The organism is Streptomyces sp. NRRL S-920, from assembly GCF_000717945.1.
Taxonomy (GTDB): Bacteria; Actinomycetota; Actinomycetes; order Streptomycetales; family Streptomycetaceae; genus Streptomyces; species Streptomyces alboniger.
The window spans coordinates 52,966-70,907 of the sequence record NZ_JODF01000021.1 but is presented as its reverse complement, the minus strand read 5'-3'; the positions used below and the strand labels follow the sequence as shown (position 1 = coordinate 70,907).

Sequence of the window (17,942 nt, the reverse complement as noted above, 5' to 3'; positions counted from 1 at the left end):
CGGCTACGCCGGACGCTGGCTGACGGTTTCGCCCTGGGCCGGCCTTCGCCTGGTTCGACGGGGGGTTTCTCGCAGATTAGGGGCGGGGCGGGGGGACGGTCATGCTCCATCGGGGTGGGGTCGCGCGGCACGGTTGTCCGACTTGGACACATGCCGTGTTCCAGCACTCCGGGCGGACCGGGCGCGTAACCGGTGAACTCCCCTCGCGCTGCCACTAGATTGAGCGCGGATCGACGGACGGACCGGCAGGTCAGGGGGCAAGGCCGATGGACACCGAGGGCACGCACGGGGCACGCGACGGGCAGCGGGCCGCACCGGTGCCGCGCCCGGCGACGCCGACCGCTCCCGCCGCGCCCCCGATGCCCCGGCAGCCGCCGGGCGCCGAAGGCCCCGCCTCCGTCGCCGACTGGCTGGCCACGCCCCGCCCCGAGGCGGCCCCGGGCATCTGGCGCTACGGCTACCGGCCCCCCGAGCCCGAGGCCGAGACCGAGGGCGCCGGCCGGCGCCTGGTCGTCGGCATGGTGATCTCCGCCGTGCTCGGCCTGCTCTTCTGGTCGCTGTGGCGGCAGGGCAACATCCCCTACCAGTGGGCGCCGCTGAAGCTGTTCACGCCGGGGGACTGGTGGTGGGCCGGGAGCACCCAGCCCAAGGGACTGGAGGGCATCGACGCGCGGATCGTCTACGACGGGGTGGTCTTCGGCGCGCTGGTGTACACCGTCGGACGGCTCGGCGCGTGGCCCGACGCGATCCGGCACTTCGTGGTCCGGCGCCCGCAGCCGTCCCGCGCGGTGCTCGCCTCCGTCGCCGCCGTGGGCGCCCTGATCTTCGTCTGGCCGAGCGCCCTCGGGCTCGACACCCGGCCACTGCCCGTGGCCGACCCCGTCTTCTCCCTGGTCGCGCTCGTCACCGGCGACCCCGACGTCTTCGCCTCGCCCGCGGTCATCGACACCCTGTACGTCCTGATCACCCTCGCCGTGCTGTGGCCCTTCGCCCGCATCGGCGGCTGGTGGCAGGCGGTCCGCGAGGCCAGGGGCGCCACCGTGCGGCGGCCCGCCACCCCGCCCCGCCCGGCCGACGCGCCCCCGCGCGCCCACTGGCCCGAGCTGCGCGCCGCGGGCCAGGACAAGGCCGCGGACCTCCTCTCCGCCGAACTGCTCAGCGGGCGCATGACCGACGTCGACTGCGCCCGCGTCGCCCACGCCTGGCGCACGGCGGCCCCCGACCCGGCCGCTCCCGACCCCACCGCCCTGGCCACCTTCGTGGACACGGTCGCCCGGCACGGCGCCGCCGCCTGGACCCACCCCTCGGGCCACCGCGACCTGCCGGCCCGCACCGCCGTCCACGACCCGCTCGTCGGCCAGGTCAGGATCGGCCGCTTCGCGCGGGACGACCGCAACCCGTACGCCGTACGCGGCGCGGGCGCGGCCCTCGACCCCGCCGTGCTCGGCACCTCACTGCTCGCCGTCGGCCCCTCCGGCGCGGGCAAGACGGGACGGCTGATGCGCCCCGTCGCCGAGTCGCTCGCCCTCGGCGCCCTCGCCGGGCGGTGCGCGGTCGTCGTCGTGTGCGCGGCGGGCACGGCGCTCGGCGCCGACGACGCGTACGACGTCGTGGTCAGGCCGGGCGACCCGGCCTCCGTGCACGACATCGACCTGTACGCGGACTGCGCCGACGCGGACGAGGCCGCGGCCTTCCTCGCCGAGGGACTCGTCGGCGACCTGGAAGCCGTCGACACACGGCGTGCCGCCACCACCCTCGCCCAACTGCTCGGCCCCTACCACGCCCTCCACGGGCGCTTCCCGTCCGTGCCCGTCCTGCGGGAGCTGCTCGAAGGGGACCCCGCGGGCCTCACCGCCCTCCAGTCGGGGCTCGCCGCGGGCGAGCACACCGCCATGCGCCGCGAACTGGACGCCCGTATGCGCCAGTCAGGCTCCCCCAACGACCCGGGCCCCGCGCTCGCCGACCGGCTCGCGCTGCTCGACCGGCCCGCTTTCGCCGATTTCTTCGACCCCGGCGGCGACGGCCACCCCTTCTCGATGCGGGCGGTCGTCCACCATCCGCTGCGGGTCAGGGTGGATCTGCCCGAGCACGGCCACGAGGAGGCGTCGCGGCTGCTGGCCCGGCTGCTCCTCGCCCAGTTCACGTACGTCGTGCGCAGCCGTGCCCGGCGGCCGCACTTCGCCTGTCTGATCCTGGACGACGCCTCGCGCACGCTCACCGCCGAGAGCGTGCGCGCCATCCAGCGGCTGCGGTCGCTGAACGCGGGCGTCGTCCTCGGTCTTCGCACCATAGGAGAGGTGCCGGAGTCCCTCCAGGGCCCCCTGTACGCGGCGGTCGGCTGCCGGATGGCCTTCTCCGGGGTGACGACCTGGGACGGACGGCGGTTCACCGAGGCCTGGGGCACCGAATGGATCGAGACGAAGGAAGTCGCCCAGCACACCGTCTTCGCCGACCAGCCCGTCACGCGCGCGCTGCACTCGCTGCGCAAGCTCGTCACCGGCAAGGCGGTTACCACCGACGCGGTCACCGTGCGCAAGGTCGAGCGTGAACGCTGGTCCGCCTCGGACCTCGCCCACTCGCTGCCCCCCGGCCACGCCGTGCTCTCGCTCGCCACGGTGGCGGGCGGACACGCGCCTCCCCTGCTGGTGGACCTCCGGGGGTAGTCCCGGGGGTGGGCCGGCGGGTGGATGGACGGGGTCCGGTCGGCGCCCGTGGTTACCCGTCAGTCCGTCTTGTCCCTACCGTACGGTGAGGCAGAATCGACACAGGTCGTTCATACGGACCGGCCAAAAGATCCGCAGACCTGAAGGTCCCATGCCGCCCACCCTCGCCTCGCTCGTCCACCACTCCGCGCTCAAGCTGACCGTGCGCGCGGGCGAGGAGCGCCTGGACACCCCCGTGCGCTGGGCCCACGCCAGCGAACTCGCCGATCCCGTGCCCTACATGGAGGGCGGCGAGCTGCTCCTGATCACCGCGCTCAAGCTGGACGCGGAGGACCCGGAGGCGATGCGGCGGTATGTGAAGCGCCTCGCGGGCGCCGGGGTCGTCGGCCTCGGCTTCGCCGTCGGCGTGCACTACCCGGACATTCCGAAGGCCCTGCTCGACGCCGCCACCGAAGCGGACCTGCCGCTCATCGAGGTGCCGCGGCGCACGCCGTTCATCGCCATCAGCAAGGCCGTCTCCGCCGCCATCGCGGAGGAGCAGTACCGCGCGGTCACCGCGGGCTTCGCCGCCCAGCGCGAACTGACCCGGCAGACGCTGAGCGACGGCCCCGAAGGGCTGCTCCTCGCGCTCGCCGGGCAGGTCGACGGCTGGGCCGCCCTGTACGACGCCTCGGGCGCCGCCGTCGCCGTCGCACCGGACTGGGCCGCGCGGCGGGCCGCCCGCCTCACCACCGACGTCGAACGCCTGCGGGAGCGGCCCGCTCCCGCGAGCCTCGTCGTCGCGGGCGCCGAGGACCGCGTGGAGCTGCACTCGCTCGGCACGGGACGCAGGCCGCGGGCCGCTCTCGCCGTCGGCACGGCATCCACCCTCGGCACCGCCGAGCGGTACGCGGTGCACTCCGCGATCGCGCTCCTGACCCTGACCACCGAGCGCTCGCGGTCGCTGCACGCGGCCGAACAGCGCATCGGCGCCGCCGTGCTGCGGATGCTGCTTGCGGGCGAGCCCGACCACGCGCGGACCGTCGCGGGTGACCTCTACGGCGGCCTGCTGGACGCGCCCTTCCGGCTCGTCGTCGCCGAGGTGGCGTCCGCGTCGGCGGCACGCGTGCGCGCGGGCGCGGGGACGGGCACGAGCCCGGCCACCGGGACGGAGGAGAGCGGCGAGGGCGCCGGGGAGCCCGCCGCCCCGGCCTCACCCGCGGTCCTCGCCGCGGTGGCCGACGCCGCGGCGAGCGGCGATCCGCTCGCCGCGCTCGTCGACGTCGTCGAGGCCGCGGCCGCCCGCTCCGGAGAGGCACTGCTCGTCGTGCCCTACGGAGAGCGGCTGGTGCTGCTCGTCGTGGACGGCGGGGCGGGGGTGCGGGCCTGCGCGCAGTACGCGGCGGCGCTGGAGGCCGGGCGGGGCACCGCCGGGCGCGAGGCCACGGCGTCCGGCGAGGAGGCCGAGCTGGTCATGGGCCTCTCCGCGCCGACAGGGCCGATCGCCGCGGCCACCGCGTACAAGCAGGCCGAACAGGCGCTGTCCGTCGCGCGGCGGCGCGGCCGGGCCCTCGTCGAGCACGAGGAACTGGCCGCGGGGTCCGTGCTCCCGCTGCTCGCGGACGACGCGGTACGCGCCTTCGCCGACGGCCTCCTGCGGGCCCTGCACGAACACGACGCGACGGGCCGCGGCGACCTCGTCGCCTCGCTGCGGGCGTGGCTCTCCCGGCACGGGCAGTGGGACGCGGCGGCGGCCGACCTCGGCGTCCACCGGCACACCCTGCGGTACCGCATGCGCCGCGTCGAGGAGATCCTGGGCCGCTCCCTGGACGACCCGGACGTCCGCATGGAGCTGTGGCTGTCCCTGAAGGCGACCTCGGTGGGATCCGAGTGACGGCGGCAGCGTCGGCAGTACAAGGCGCACGGCAGCGCCGGCCAGTACAAACAGGCGCGAGGCCCCCGGCCAGTACTCCGCGTCGGACAAACGTCTAAGGCTTTGGCTGCCCCTACGGTGAGGGACGTACCCCCAGACACACCTCCGCGGAAGGGCCGGGAAACACATGACTTCCATCCACGCCTTCTGGCTCGCCGGTCGCCAGACCACCGGCGAGACCACGCTCGACGTCACCTCGCCCTGGGACGGGCGGCTCGTCGCCAAGGCGGCCGTCCCGACCGACGCCCAGGTCGAGGAGGCCGTGGCCGCCGCGTACGCCGTGCGCGACGAGTTCGCCGCGACCCCGGCCCACGTCCGCGCCGCCGCCCTCGACCACGTGAGCCGCAGGCTCGTCGAGCGCACCGAGGAGATCGCGCAGCTCATCTCCGCCGAGAACGGCAAGCCGATCAAGTGGGCCCGCGGCGAGGTCGGCCGCGCCGTCTCCGTCTTCCGCTTCGCCGCGGAGGAGGCCCGCCGCTTCAACGGCGGCGAGGCCCAGCGCCTGGACACCGACGCCGGCGGCCAGGGCCGCCTCGCCCTGACGCGCCGCTTCCCCAAGGGCGTCGTCCTCGGCATCGCGCCGTTCAACTTCCCGCTGAACCTCTGCGCCCACAAGATCGCCCCGGCCATCGCCGTCGGCGCGCCGATCATCCTGAAGCCCGCCCCCGCGACCCCGCTGTCCGGCCTCGTCCTCGGCGAGCTGCTCGCCGAGACCGAGCTGCCCGCGGGCTCCTGGTCGGTCCTGCCGGTCGCCAACGACAAGATGCCCGCCCTCGTCCAGGACGAGCGCATGCCGGTCATCTCCTTCACCGGCTCCGACAAGGTCGGCTACGCGATCATGGACTCGGTGCCGCGCAAGCACTGCACCCTGGAGCTGGGCGGCAACGGCGCGGCCGTCGTCCTCGCCGACTTCTCCTCGGACGAGGACCTGGACTGGGCCGCCTCGCGCATCGCGACCTTCTCCAACTACCAGGGCGGCCAGTCCTGCATCTCCGTGCAGCGGGTCATCGCCGACGCCTCCGTCTACGACCGGCTCGTGCCGCGCGTCGTCAAGGCCGTCGAGGCCCAGGTCACCGGCGACCCGTCCGACCCGAGGACCGAGGTCGGCCCGCTGGTCAACGAGGACGCCGCCAAGCGCGTGGAGTCCTGGGTCGACGAGGCCGTCGGGGCGGGCGCGCGGCTGCTCGCCGGCGGCAAGCGCGACGGCGCCACGTACGCGCCGACCGTCCTCGCCGACGTACCGGCCGATGTGACCATCGCCTGCGAGGAGGTCTTCGGACCGGTCCTCACCCTCAAGAAGGTGGACGGCGAGGCGGAGGCGTTCGCCGCCGTCAACGACTCCAAGTACGGCCTCCAGGCAGGCGTGTTCACGCACGACCTCCAGACCGCCTTCCGCGCCCACCGCGCCCTTGAGGTCGGCGGCGTGGTCATCGGCGACGCCCCCTCCTACCGCGCCGACCAGATGCCGTACGGCGGCGTCAAGCAGTCCGGCGTCGGCCGCGAAGGCGTCCGCTTCGCGATGGAGGACTACACCTACGAGCGGGTCATGGTGCTCACGGGCCTCGCCCTGTAAGCGGCCCCATCCCCGAGGCCGACGGCCGGAGCCCACTGTGCGGGGGCTCCGGCCGTTGTCGTACGAACGCTGCGCGAGGACTGGTGGGATCGGGACGAATGGGGTACCAACGATCCAGTAGCACTCGTCAGTAACCGATTCCTCTGCGCGGCGAGGTGAGCCCTCATGACCGCACCAACCCCCAAACCGTCCGTGAGCGAACGCGAGGCCCGGCAGGTCGCCGAGGCCGCCCGCGAGCAGGACTGGCGCAAACCCAGCTTCGCCAAGGAACTCTTCCTCGGCCGCTTCCGGCTGGATCTGATCCACCCGCACCCCATGCCGCCGGACGAGGACGCGCGGCGCGGCGAGGAGTTCCTCGCCAAGCTCCGCGACTTCTGCGAGACGAAGATCGACTCGGCCCGCATCGAGCGCGAGGCGCGCATCCCCGACGAGACCATCAAGGGCCTCAAGGAACTCGGCGCGCTCGGCATGAAGATCGACACCAAGTACGGTGGGCTCGGCCTCACGCAGGTCTACTACAACAAGGCCCTCGCCCTCGCCGGTTCCGCGAGCCCCGCGATCGGCGCGCTGCTCTCCGCGCACCAGTCGATCGGTGTACCGCAGCCCTTGAAGATCTTCGGTACGCAGGAGCAGAAGGACGCCTTCCTGCCGCGCTGCGCCCGCACCGACATCACGGCGTTCCTGCTGACCGAGCCGGACGTCGGCTCGGACCCGGCACGCCTGGCCACCACGGCCGTGCCCGAGGGCGACGACTACATCCTGGACGGCGTGAAGCTGTGGACGACCAACGGCGTCGTCGCGGACCTGCTCGTCGTCATGGCGAGGGTGCCGAAGTCCGAGGGCCACAAGGGCGGCATCACGGCGTTCGTCGTCGAGGCGGGCTCCGAGGGCGTCACCGTGGAGAACCGCAACGCGTTCATGGGCCTGCGCGGCTTGGAGAACGGCGTGACCCGCTTCCACCAGGTACGCGTCCCGGCTGCGAACCGCATCGGCCCGGAGGGCGCGGGCCTGAAGATCGCCCTCACCACCCTCAACACCGGGCGGCTCTCGCTGCCCGCGATGTGCGTCGGCGCGGGGAAGTGGTGTCTGAAGATCGCCCGCGAGTGGTCCGGCGCCCGTGAGCAGTGGGGCAAGCCCGTGGCGTTCCACGAGGCGGTCGGCGCGAAGATCTCCTTCATCGCGGCGACGACCTTCGCGCTCGAAGCCGTCCTCGACCTCTCCTCGCAGGTGGCCGACGAGGACCGCAACGACATCCGCATCGAGGCGGCCCTCGCCAAGCTGTACGGCTCCGAGATGGCCTGGCTGATGGCCGACGAGCTGGTCCAGATCCGCGGCGGCCGCGGCTTCGAGACCGCCGAGTCCCTCGCGGCCCGCGGCGAGCGCGCCGTCCCCGCCGAGCAGATCCTGCGCGACCTGCGCATCAACCGCATCTTCGAGGGCTCCACGGAGATCATGCACCTGCTGATCGCCCGCGAGGCCGTGGACGCCCACCTGAAAGTCGCGGGCGACCTCATCGACCCCGACAAGACCCTCTCCGACAAGGCGCGGGCGGGCGCGCGGGCGGGCGGCTTCTACGCGCGCTGGCTGCCGAAACTGGTCACGGGCCCCGGCCAGCTCCCACGCTCGTACGCCGAGTTCCACCCGCCCGGCCACGTCGACCTCTCCGGCCATCTGCGCTACGTCGAACGCGGCGCCCGGAAGCTGGCCCGCTCCACCTTCTACGCCATGTCCCGCTGGCAGGGAAAGATGGAGACCAAGCAGGGCTTCCTCGGCCGGATCGTCGACATCGGAGCCGAACTGTTCGCGATGAGCGCGGCCTGCGTACGCGCCGAACTCCTGCGCACCACCGAGGACTACGGCCGCGAGGCCTATCAACTGGCCGACGCCTTCTGCCGCCAGTCCCGCATTCGCGTCGAGGAACTCTTCGACCGCCTGTGGACCAACACCGACGAACTCGACCACAAAGTCGTCAAGGGCGTCCTCTCGGGCACCTACACCTGGCTCGAATCAGGAATCATCGACCCCTCCGGAGACGGCCCGTGGATCGCTGAAGCGGCCCCCGGCCCCTCCAAACACGAGAACGTCCATCGCCCCATTCGCTAGCGTCGCCGCACGTGACACGTACGCCATGTACGCCACATAGGGGCCCGCGCGGTCCTGCCGGACAGGTCTTGCGGCCACAATGGGGGGATGAGCGACAGCCCATCCCCCCTCGCCGACCCGCATCTCGTCTTCGACCCCGTCTCCATCACGGACGGGGCAGGCCCGCGGGACATCGTCATCCTCGGCTCCACGGGCTCGATCGGCACCCAGGCCATCGATCTCGTCCTGCGCAACCCCGACCGCTTCCGCGTCACGGCGCTCTCCGCCGCGGGCGGCCGCGTCGGCCTCCTCGCCGAGCAGGCGCGGCGGCTGCGGGTCAAGACCGTCGCGGTCGCCCGCGAGGACGTCGTACCGGCGCTGCGGGAGGCGCTCCAGGGGCAGTACGACACGGGGGAGCCGCTCCCCGAGATCCTGGCCGGACCGGACGCCGCCACCCAGCTCGCCGCCTCCCCCTGCCACACGGTCCTCAACGGCATCACCGGCTCCATCGGTCTCGCGCCGACGCTCGCCGCCCTCGAAGCGGGCCGCACCCTCGCGCTCGCCAACAAGGAATCCCTCATCGTCGGCGGCCCGCTCGTCAAGGCGGTCGCCAAGCCCGGCCAGATCATCCCGGTCGACTCCGAGCACGCGGCCCTCTTCCAGGCGCTCGCCGCAGGCACCCGCGCGGACGTACGCAAACTCGTCGTCACCGCGTCCGGCGGCCCCTTCCGAGGACGTACGAAGGCCGATCTCGCGCACGTCACCCCCGAGGACGCGCTCGCGCACCCCACCTGGGCCATGGGGCCGGTCATCACCGTCAACTCCGCGACCCTGGTCAACAAGGGCCTGGAGGTCATCGAGGCGCACCTCCTCTACGACATCCCCTTCGACCGCATCGAGGTCGTCGTCCACCCCCAGTCCTACGTGCACTCCATGGTGGAGTTCACCGACGGCTCGACCCTCGCCCAGGCCACCCCGCCCGATATGCGCGGCCCCATCGCCATCGGCATCGGCTGGCCCGAGCGGGTGCCCGACGCGGCGCCCGCCTTCGACTGGACCAAGGCGTCGAGCTGGGAGTTCTTCCCCCTCGACAACGACGCGTTCCCGTCGGTCGGACTCGCCCGGCACGTCGGGCAGCTCGCGGGCACGGCCCCGGCGGTGTTCAATGCCGCCAACGAGGAATGCGTGGACGCGTTCCTCAAGGGCGCGCTGCCCTTCAACGGCATCATGGAGACCGTGACGAGGGTCGTGGAGGAGCACGGCACCCCCGTCACCGCTGGGCCGGGAACCTCCCTGACCGTGGCGGACGTCCTCGAAGCGGAGACCTGGGCGCGCGCTCGGGCCCGCGAACTGGCAGCCAAGACGACCGCGGAGGCTCGTGCATGACGACCTTGATGATGATCCTCGGCATAGTCGTCTTCGTGATCGGGCTGCTCTTCTCGATCGCCTGGCACGAGCTGGGGCACCTCTCGACGGCCAAGATGTTCGGCATCCGCGTGCCGCAGTACATGGTGGGCTTCGGCCCGACCCTCTTCTCGCGCACGAAGGGCGACACCGAGTACGGCGTCAAGGCCATCCCCCTCGGCGGCTACATCCGCATGATCGGCATGTTCCCGCCGGGCCCCGACGGCCGCATAGAGGCCCGCTCCACCTCGCCCTGGCGCGGCATGATCGAGGACGCCCGCTCGGCGGCCTTCGAGGAGCTGAAGCCCGGCGACGAGACCCGCCTCTTCTACACGCGCAAGCCGTGGAAGCGCGTGATCGTGATGTTCGCGGGCCCCTTCATGAACCTGATCCTCGCCGTGGCGATCTTCCTCGGCGTGATGATGACGTTCGGCATCAGCTCCCAGACGACCCAGGTGAGCAAGGTCTCGGACTGCGTCATCCAGCAGAGCGAGAACCGCGCCAAGTGCGAGAAGGGCGACAAGCCCGCCCCCGCCAAGGCGGCCGGCCTCAAGCCCGCCGACAAGATCGTCGCCTTCCAGGGGCAGCCCGTCGACGACTGGTCCACGCTCCAGTCGAAGATCCGCGAGACCATCGGCCCCGCCACCATCACCGTCGAGCGCGACGGCAAGCGGCTGGACCTGCACGCGAACCTCATCAAGAACCAGGTCACCAAGACCGACGGCGAGGGGGCCTACGTCGAGGGCAAGTACGTCTACGCGGGCTTCCTCGGCTTCACCCCGGCCACCGGCATCGTCCAGCAGTCCTTCGGCGACTCCGTGGAGCGCATGGGCGACATGATGGAGAGCGGCGTCGAGTCGCTCATCGCCCTGCCGTCCAAGATCCCGGACCTGTGGGACGCGGCGTTCGGCGACGGCGAGCGCAAGCAGGACTCGCCGATGGGCGTGGTCGGCGCGGCCCGCGTGGGCGGCGATGTGTTCACCCTGGACATCCCGCCGCAGAACCAGATCGCGATGATGCTGTTCCTCATCGCGGGCTTCAACCTCTCGCTGTTCCTCTTCAACATGCTGCCGCTGCTCCCGCTGGACGGCGGCCACATCGCCGGCGCCCTGTGGGAGTCCGTGCGCCGCAACGTGGCGAAGGTCCTGCGCCGTCCCGATCCGGGCCCGTTCGACGTCGCCAAGCTGATGCCGGTCGCCTATGTGGTGGCGGGGATCTTCATCTGCTTCACGATCCTGGTGCTCATCGCCGACGTGGTGAATCCGGTGAGAATCTCCTAGTTGCGCGAAGTTTGCGGCGGCCCGGCGTTCTATGTGCCGGGCCGCCCACCATTGGGTGGACTTCTGGGCGTGATGTGCCCGGGCCCGGCGGGGTGCCGTAATCTCGAAGCCTGGAGCCCGCCGATCTCGGGACCTTGATCCACACTGTGATCCACACTCTTGGGGATGCTCGCCAGATGACAGCCGTATCGCTCGGAATCCCGTCCGTTCCGACCAAGCTCGCCGACCGAAGGGTCAGCCGCAAGATCCAGGTCGGTTCGGTGGCCGTGGGCGGCGACGCGCCGGTCTCCGTGCAGTCGATGACGACGACGCGTACGTCGGACATCGGCGCCACGCTCCAGCAGATCGCGGAGCTGACCGCGTCCGGCTGCCAGATCGTCCGGGTCGCCTGCCCCACGCAGGACGACGCCGACGCGCTGGCGACCATCGCGCGGAAGTCCCAGATCCCGGTCATCGCGGACATCCACTTCCAGCCGAAGTACGTCTTCGCGGCGATCGACGCGGGCTGTGCGGCGGTGCGCGTGAACCCGGGCAACATCAAGCAGTTCGACGACAAGGTCAAGGAGATCGCGCGCGCCGCCAAGGACGCGGGCACGCCGATCCGCATCGGCGTCAACGCGGGCTCGCTGGACGCCCGCCTCCTGAAGAAGTACGGCAAGGCGACCCCCGAGGCGCTGGTCGAGTCGGCCCTGTGGGAGGCGTCCCTCTTCGAGGAGCACGACTTCCGGGACATCAAGATCTCGGTGAAGCACAACGACCCCGTGGTCATGGTCAACGCCTACCGCCAGCTGGCGGCCCAGTGCGACTACCCCCTGCACCTCGGCGTCACCGAGGCGGGCCCGGCCTTCCAGGGCACGATCAAGTCGGCCGTCGCCTTCGGCGCGCTGCTCTCCGAGGGCATCGGCGACACGATCCGGGTCTCGCTGTCCGCGCCCCCCGCGGAGGAGATCAAGGTCGGCATCCAGATCCTGGAGTCCCTGAACCTCCGCCAGCGCCGCCTGGAGATCGTCTCCTGCCCGTCGTGCGGCCGCGCCCAGGTGGACGTCTACAAACTGGCCGAGGAGGTCACGGCGGGCCTCGACGGCATGGAGGTCCCGCTCCGCGTGGCCGTCATGGGCTGCGTGGTGAACGGCCCCGGCGAGGCCCGCGAGGCAGACCTCGGCGTCGCCTCCGGCAACGGCAAGGGCCAGATCTTCGTCAAGGGCGAGGTCATCAAGACCGTCCCCGAGTCGAAGATCGTGGAGACGCTCATCGAAGAGGCGATGAAGATCGCCGAACAGATGGAGAAGGACGGCGTCGCCTCCGGTGAACCCACCATCTCCGTAGCGGGCTGACCCCCTCATAGCTTCTGTGCCACTGCCCCGCCGCTCCAGGAGCGGCGGGGCAGTGGCGTGCCCGGCGGCGCCCGGAGCGGCGCCGGGGCGTACGCGAGTCCCGCGCGGCCTGCGCGCCTGACCAGGGCGGACGAAGGCACCCCCGCACAAGGCGCCCCCGCCAGGTACAGTGCGGAGATCAGCAAACCGTATGGTGAGGCCCCCGCACGTGTTGACTCAGACCACCACCAGGGTCCTCGACCCGAGTGACCTGGACGCCGCGCTCGCCGTGCTCGACCGCGAGCCGGTCGCGAACGCCTTCGTGACCGCCCGCGTCCAGGTGGCCGGCCTCGACCCCTGGCGCCTCGGCGGCGAGATGTGGGGCTGGTACGAGGACGGCATGCTCGCGTCCCTCTGCTACGCGGGCGCCAACCTCGTCCCGATCTGCGCGACCCCGCGAGCCGTCCGCGGCTTCGCCGACCGCGCCCGCAGGGCAGGACGCCGCTGCTCCTCCATCGTCGGCCCCGCCACCGCCACCGCCCAGCTGTGGCGGCTCCTCGAACCGTCCTGGGGCCCCGCCCGCGAGGTCCGCACCCGCCAGCCCCTCATGGTCACCGACAGGCTCCCGGACGACATCACCCCCGATCCGTACGTCCGCCGCGTCCGCAAGGACGAGATGGACACGATCATGCCGGCGTGCGTGGCGATGTTCACCGAGGAGGTCGGCGTATCGCCGATGGCCGGGGACGGCGGGCTCCTCTACCAGGCCCGCGTCGCCGAACTCGTCGGCTCCGGCCGCTCCTTCGCCCGCATCGACCAGGACGGCAAGGTCGTCTTCAAGGCCGAGATCGGCGCCGCCACGCCCCACGCCTGCCAGGTCCAGGGCGTCTGGGTGGCGCCCGAGTACCGCGGCCGCGGCCTCGCGGCCCCCGGCATGGCGGCCGTCCTGCGCTACGCCCTGGAGGACGTCGCCCCCGTCGTCAGCCTGTACGTCAACGACTTCAACACCGCGGCCAGAGCGGCGTACCGACGCGTGGGCTTCCAGGAGGTCGGCGCGTTCATGAGCGTCCTGTTCTGACGTCCCGGGCCGCCCCGCCACCCGTGCCGAGCGCCCTGTTCAGAAGCGCGACGGCGCGAAGTAGGGTCGCCTCATGACTGACGACGTCGTGATCGGGCCCCTCGACCTCGCCGCGCGGGTGGACGAAGCGCTGGACGTCCAGGCCCATGCCTTCGGGCTGAGCGACGACGAGGTGGCCGTGCGGCGCCAGATCGTCCTGCGCCACCTCACCTACCCGGGCGCCCGCGCGTTCGGCGCGACCACCCCCGAGGACCGGCTCGTCGGCTTCGTCTACGGCATGCCCAACGACCGCCGCCACTGGTGGTCGACGGTCGTCGAGCCCTACCTCCGCGGCCGGCAGCTGGACGGCTGGCTCGACGACTCCTTCGTCATCACCGAGCTGCACGTGCACCCGAGCCACCAGGACCGCGGTATCGGCCGCACCCTGATCACCACCATCACGGAGGGCGTCGCCGAGCCCCGCTCGATCCTCTCCGCGATCGACGTCGAGAGCCCCGCCCGCGGCCTGTACCGCTCCCTCGGCTACACGGACCTCGCCCGCCGCGTCCTGTTCCCGAGCGCCGCCATGCCGTACGCCGTGATGGGCGCCCCGCTGCCCCTGCCGCGCCGGGTCTGAGCCGTAACCGATTTCCGCCCGCGCCCGCGCCCCGGCTAACCTCCTGTTCATTACCCTCCCCACGCTCTCGGCAGTGCCGAGCAGAGGGGACCCCCTTGTAGCAGGAGTTGATCATGGCCCAGGTCCAGCGCATGTCCCGATTGATGGTCAAGACACTGCGCGACGACCCGGCGGACGCCGAGACCCTCAACCACAAGCTGCTCGTCCGGGCCGGATACGTCCGCCGCACCGCCGCGGGCATCTGGACCTGGCTGCCGCTCGGCAAGAAGGTCTACGAGAACATCGCCCGTGTCGTCCGCGAGGAGATGGACGCCATCGGCGGCCAGGAGGTCCTCCTCCCGGCGCTCCTGCCCAAGGAGCCCTACGAGGCCTCCGGCCGCTACGAGGAGTACGGCGACCTGCTCTTCCGCCTCAAGGACCGCAAGGGCGCCGACTACCTCCTCGGCCCGACCCACGAGGAGATCTTCACCCAGGTCGTCAAGGACCAGTGCTCGTCCTACAAGGACCTGCCGGTGATCCTGTACCAGATCCAGACGAAGTACCGCGACGAGGCCCGCCCCCGCGCCGGTGTGCTGCGCGGCCGCGAGTTCCAGATGAAGGACTCGTACTCCTTCGACACCACCGACGAGGGCCTCGCCGAGTCCTACGCCCTGCACCGCGGCGCCTACCAGCGGATCTTCGAGCGCCTCGGCCTCGACTACCGCATCGTGTCCGCCGTCGCGGGCGCCATGGGCGGCTCCAAGTCCGAGGAGTTCCTGGCCCCGGCCCCCGCGGGCGAGGACACCTTCGTGGACTGCCCCGCCTGCGACTACGCCGCCAACACCGAGGCCGTCACCTTCGCGCTCGCCCCGGTCGACGGCTCGGCGCACGGCCCCGCCGAGGAGCTGGACACCCCCGACACCCCGACCATCGAGACCCTCGCCGAGCACCTCGGCGTCCCGGCCTCGGCGACCCTGAAGAACCTCCTGGTCAAGGTCGACGGCGAGATCGTGGCCGTCGGCGTCCCCGGCGACCGCGAGGTGGACCTCGGCAAGCTCGGCGAGCACCTGGCCCCGGCAGAGGTCGAGCTGGTCACCGCCGAGGACTTCGAGGGCCGCGACGACCTCGTACGCGGCTACGTCGGCCCGCAGGGCCTGGACAAGGTCCGCTACATCGCCGACCCCCGCGTCGCCCCGGGCACCGCCTGGATCACGGGCGCCAACAAGCAGGACAAGCACGCCAAGAACGTCGTCTGCGGCCGTGACTTCGACGTCGACGACTATCTGGACGTCGTCGTGGTCGAGGCGGGCGACCCGTGCCCCAACTGCGGCACCGGCCTCCAGCTGGACCGCGCCATCGAGATCGGCCACATCTTCCAGCTCGGCCGCAAGTACGCCGACACCTTCCAGCTCGACGTCCTCGGCAAGGAGGGCAAGCCGGTCCGCGTGACCATGGGCTCGTACGGCATCGGCGTCTCCCGCGCGGTGGCGGCGCTCGCCGAGCAGACCGCCGACGACAAGGGCCTGTGCTGGCCCAAGGAGATCGCCCCCGCCGACGTGCACGTGGTCGCCGCGGGCAAGGCGCTCCAGACCGAGCTGGCCCTGGACGTCGCCGAGAAGCTGGGCGCCGCGGGCGCGCGCGTCCTGGTGGACGACCGGGCCGGGGTCTCCCCGGGCGTGAAGTTCACCGACGCCGAACTGATCGGCGTCCCGCAGATCCTGGTCGCGGGCCGCCGCTCCGCCGAGGGCGTCGTGGAACTGAAGGACCGCCGCACGGGTGAGCGCGAGGAGATGACGGTCGAAGAGGCCGTCGCCCGCCTCACGGCGTAGCCCCCGAAGGGGCGCGGGGAACTGCGCGACCAGCCACACACGGTCCGCGGGCTCCGCGCCCACCGGGGTCACCCGGTCACAGCCACCCCGCGAACTCCAAAAGCAGCTCCGCGTCCTGAGGCCGCCCCACCCGCAAGGCCCGCACCCCCGACTCCACGGCCCGGAAGAGCGTCCAGCCCCGAAGCCGCTCCTGATCCACCTCAAGGGACTCCGCGAGCTTCTTCACGCGCCGCCGCGTGATCGACGCCCCGGACGGCGAGGCGATCAGATCCTCCACCCGGTCACGGACGAGCCGCGCCAGATCGAAGGCGGCGTCACCGACCACCGGATCGGGCCCCACGGCCAGCCACGGCACCCGGTCCCCGGCAAGGACCTTGCTCTGCCGGAAGGTGCCGTGCAGCAGCCGCGGCTCGGGCTCCGCCGCGAGAAGCTCCTGCCGCGCGGCGAGGGCGGCGTCCACCAGCGGCGCGACCTCCGCGCCCGAGGAGGCCCGCATCGCCTCGGCCTGCCGTCCCGTCCGCTCGGCGACCGTCTCGAACCGGTGCCCGGCGGGCGGCTCCACCCACAGCCGCCGCAGCGTCCCCGCCGCTTCGAGCAGCGCCTTGGCCTCCGGCAGCGAGCGCACGGACACATCACGGTGCAGCCGTTCGAGGAGCAGCGCCCCGTCCGCGCACTCGGGGTCGAGCAGCCGGGCGGCGCCGCGTCCGCCCCAGTGCGCGAGGGCGGCCCGCTCGCTCTCCGGGCGCGACCGGGGCGGCACGAGCTTGAGCACGGCGGGCGTTCCGTCGGCCTGGCGCACCATCACGACGAGGCCGCTGCGCCCGCCGGGGACGTGGACCCGTTCGACGGTCAACTCGCGCAGTGCGACGGCCTGTTCCACTGCCTCGGGCAGCTTCGCCAGCCAGTCGTCGCCGTCCTGCGCCGTCTCGCCGAGTGCGGTGACCAGGCGGCGCGGCGGTTCGAAAGACATGCGCGAGTCGTTCCTTCCTGAGGGGTTACGCCTTGGGCGTCGCCGGAGCCGATGAGCCGGATGGGGCGGACCGCTCGGCGAGCCCAGGGAAGGCTACGCTCCCGCCCCGCCACCGCGCCGCCCGGACCGCCGCCTCGCGCAGCGCCGCGGCGGCGCTGCCGCGCCGGGCGCCCGAGGAAGCGCGTACGAGATCGGAGTAGACCCCGGCGATCCGGTCCTCCAGATCGGCGGCGAGCCGGGCGGCAGCGGCGGCGTCCGGCACCGGGAAGGGCAGCGCGTAGGCCGCGTCGGCGGGCTGCGGCTCGCCGCCGAGGTCACGCACGGCGCGCTGGAGTTCGTCGCGCCGGGCGCGGTGCGCGTCGTACGCGGTGCGGGCCTCGTCCCTGCGGCCGTCGCCGACCCGGCCGCCCACGACCCCGTAGCCGTACACGGCGGCGTGCTCGGCGCCCAGGGCGGCCTGCACGGCCTTCAGCTCGGCGTCCTTGGACTCGCTCACTTGTCGCCCTCCGTCAGCAGATACGCGTGGGCCGCGCCCGCGGCGGCCACCGAGGCGAGCAGCCTGGCCTGCTCGGCCGGGGCGTCGACCAGGGCCGCGCCCCGCCGGTCGGCCAGGGCGCGCTCGGCGTCGGCGAGGTCGCGTACCGCCTTGCCGGGGTCCGAGGCCACGGACGGCTTCGGAGCCGGGGCGGCGGCACCGGAAGCCGACGCCGAGGGGGAGGCCGGGGCACGGCCGCCCCCGAACGCCTCCGCGTGCTTGCGCACCTCCGCGCGCAGCGGCTCCAGCCGCCCGGCGAGCGAGGGGTGGGCGGCGAGCACGGCGTCGTACCGCCCGAGCAGTTCCGTGCTCTCCCGCGCCGCCCGGGCGCGCAGGCGGCGCACGGCGGACGGGTGCTCCGCCTCGGAGCCTGCGGAGTCCGAGCAGCCCGTGAGCAGCGCCGCGGAGGCGATGCCGGCGGCCCCGGCGAACAGGCTCCTGCGGCGCGGTCCCGGGCGGGACCGTGGGGCGGTGGGATACGACGGCACGGCAGACGTCCTCGGAAGGAAGGCCAAAAGGCGCGAGCGAGCAGACAGACAGAGGCAGACAGAGGCAGTCAGAGGCAGGGAGTGGGCGCGGGCCCGGTGATCACCGTACCTTCGGACGGTCTCCGTACGCGTGATCGGCTCGGGACGGGCGGCACATCGCCCCTCCGGTGGGCGGCAACACCCCTCGGGACCGGATACCCTTTGACCTGACACGCAGACT

General features: G+C 72.7%; 13 protein-coding genes. 10 read left to right on the top strand and 3 right to left on the bottom strand.

The genetic code is table 11. From position 1 onward, the window contains the following. Nucleotides 1–266 precede the first annotated feature (266 nt). From IG54_RS0117590 to IG54_RS0117545, 10 genes are all read left to right on the top strand, one after another. Nucleotides 267–2,663, top strand: coding sequence for an ATP/GTP-binding protein (locus IG54_RS0117590; RefSeq protein WP_030784484.1), 2,397 nt, complete (start codon nt 267–269; stop codon nt 2,661–2,663). Between the two features lie 151 nt (nt 2,664–2,814). Then, complete coding sequence (locus IG54_RS0117585; RefSeq protein WP_030784481.1) at nt 2,815–4,536, top strand: PucR family transcriptional regulator; 1,722 nt, start codon at nt 2,815–2,817, stop codon at nt 4,534–4,536. A 166-nt stretch (nt 4,537–4,702) separates the two neighbouring features. Further along, complete coding sequence (locus tag IG54_RS0117580; RefSeq protein ID WP_030784478.1) at nt 4,703–6,148, top strand: aldehyde dehydrogenase family protein; 1,446 nt, start codon at nt 4,703–4,705, stop codon at nt 6,146–6,148. A 165-nt stretch (nt 6,149–6,313) separates the two neighbouring features. Next, a complete protein-coding gene (locus IG54_RS0117575) occupies nt 6,314–8,251 on the top strand; it encodes an acyl-CoA dehydrogenase family protein (RefSeq protein WP_030784475.1) in 1,938 nt (645 codons plus the stop codon). An 87-nt stretch (nt 8,252–8,338) separates the two neighbouring features. Continuing rightward, nucleotides 8,339–9,616, top strand: coding sequence for a 1-deoxy-D-xylulose-5-phosphate reductoisomerase (gene dxr, locus IG54_RS0117570; protein WP_030784471.1), 1,278 nt, complete (start codon nt 8,339–8,341; stop codon nt 9,614–9,616). After that, nucleotides 9,613–10,914, top strand: coding sequence for a M50 family metallopeptidase (locus tag IG54_RS0117565; RefSeq protein WP_030784468.1), 1,302 nt, complete (start codon nt 9,613–9,615; stop codon nt 10,912–10,914). The genes dxr and IG54_RS0117565 overlap by 4 nt, the downstream gene beginning before the upstream one ends. 176 nt (nt 10,915–11,090) lie before the next feature. Then, nucleotides 11,091–12,248 (top strand): flavodoxin-dependent (E)-4-hydroxy-3-methylbut-2-enyl-diphosphate synthase, encoded by a 1,158-nt coding sequence (gene ispG / locus IG54_RS0117560; protein WP_030784465.1) that lies wholly within the window; start codon nt 11,091–11,093, stop codon nt 12,246–12,248. A 208-nt stretch (nt 12,249–12,456) separates the two neighbouring features. Further along, nucleotides 12,457–13,305 (top strand): GNAT family N-acetyltransferase, encoded by an 849-nt coding sequence (locus IG54_RS0117555; protein WP_030784462.1) that lies wholly within the window; start codon nt 12,457–12,459, stop codon nt 13,303–13,305. A 73-nt stretch (nt 13,306–13,378) separates the two neighbouring features. Further along, nucleotides 13,379–13,921 carry a GNAT family N-acetyltransferase gene (locus IG54_RS0117550; RefSeq protein ID WP_030784458.1) on the top strand — a complete coding sequence of 181 codons (543 nt, stop codon included), beginning with the start codon at nt 13,379–13,381 and terminating at the stop codon, nt 13,919–13,921. 113 nt (nt 13,922–14,034) lie between these two features. Then, a complete protein-coding gene (locus IG54_RS0117545) occupies nt 14,035–15,729 on the top strand; it encodes a proline--tRNA ligase (protein WP_030784456.1) in 1,695 nt (564 codons plus the stop codon). Between the two features lie 76 nt (nt 15,730–15,805). Here the strand turns inward: IG54_RS0117545 and IG54_RS0117540 are convergent, their stop codons facing one another. Genes IG54_RS0117540 through IG54_RS0117530 form a run of 3 tightly spaced genes read right to left on the bottom strand, consistent with a single transcriptional unit; the run spans nt 15,806 to nt 17,722 of the window. Further along, a complete protein-coding gene (locus IG54_RS0117540; RefSeq protein ID WP_030784453.1) occupies nt 15,806–16,699 on the bottom strand; it encodes an aminoglycoside phosphotransferase family protein in 894 nt (297 codons plus the stop codon). A gap of 25 nt (nt 16,700–16,724) precedes the next feature. Next, nucleotides 16,725–17,195 (bottom strand): DUF4439 domain-containing protein, encoded by a 471-nt coding sequence (locus IG54_RS0117535; RefSeq protein WP_030784450.1) that lies wholly within the window; start codon nt 17,193–17,195, stop codon nt 16,725–16,727. Then, a complete protein-coding gene (locus tag IG54_RS0117530) occupies nt 17,192–17,722 on the bottom strand; it encodes a hypothetical protein (RefSeq protein WP_030784447.1) in 531 nt (176 codons plus the stop codon). The genes IG54_RS0117535 and IG54_RS0117530 overlap by 4 nt, the downstream gene beginning before the upstream one ends. Nucleotides 17,723–17,942 lie beyond the last annotated feature (220 nt).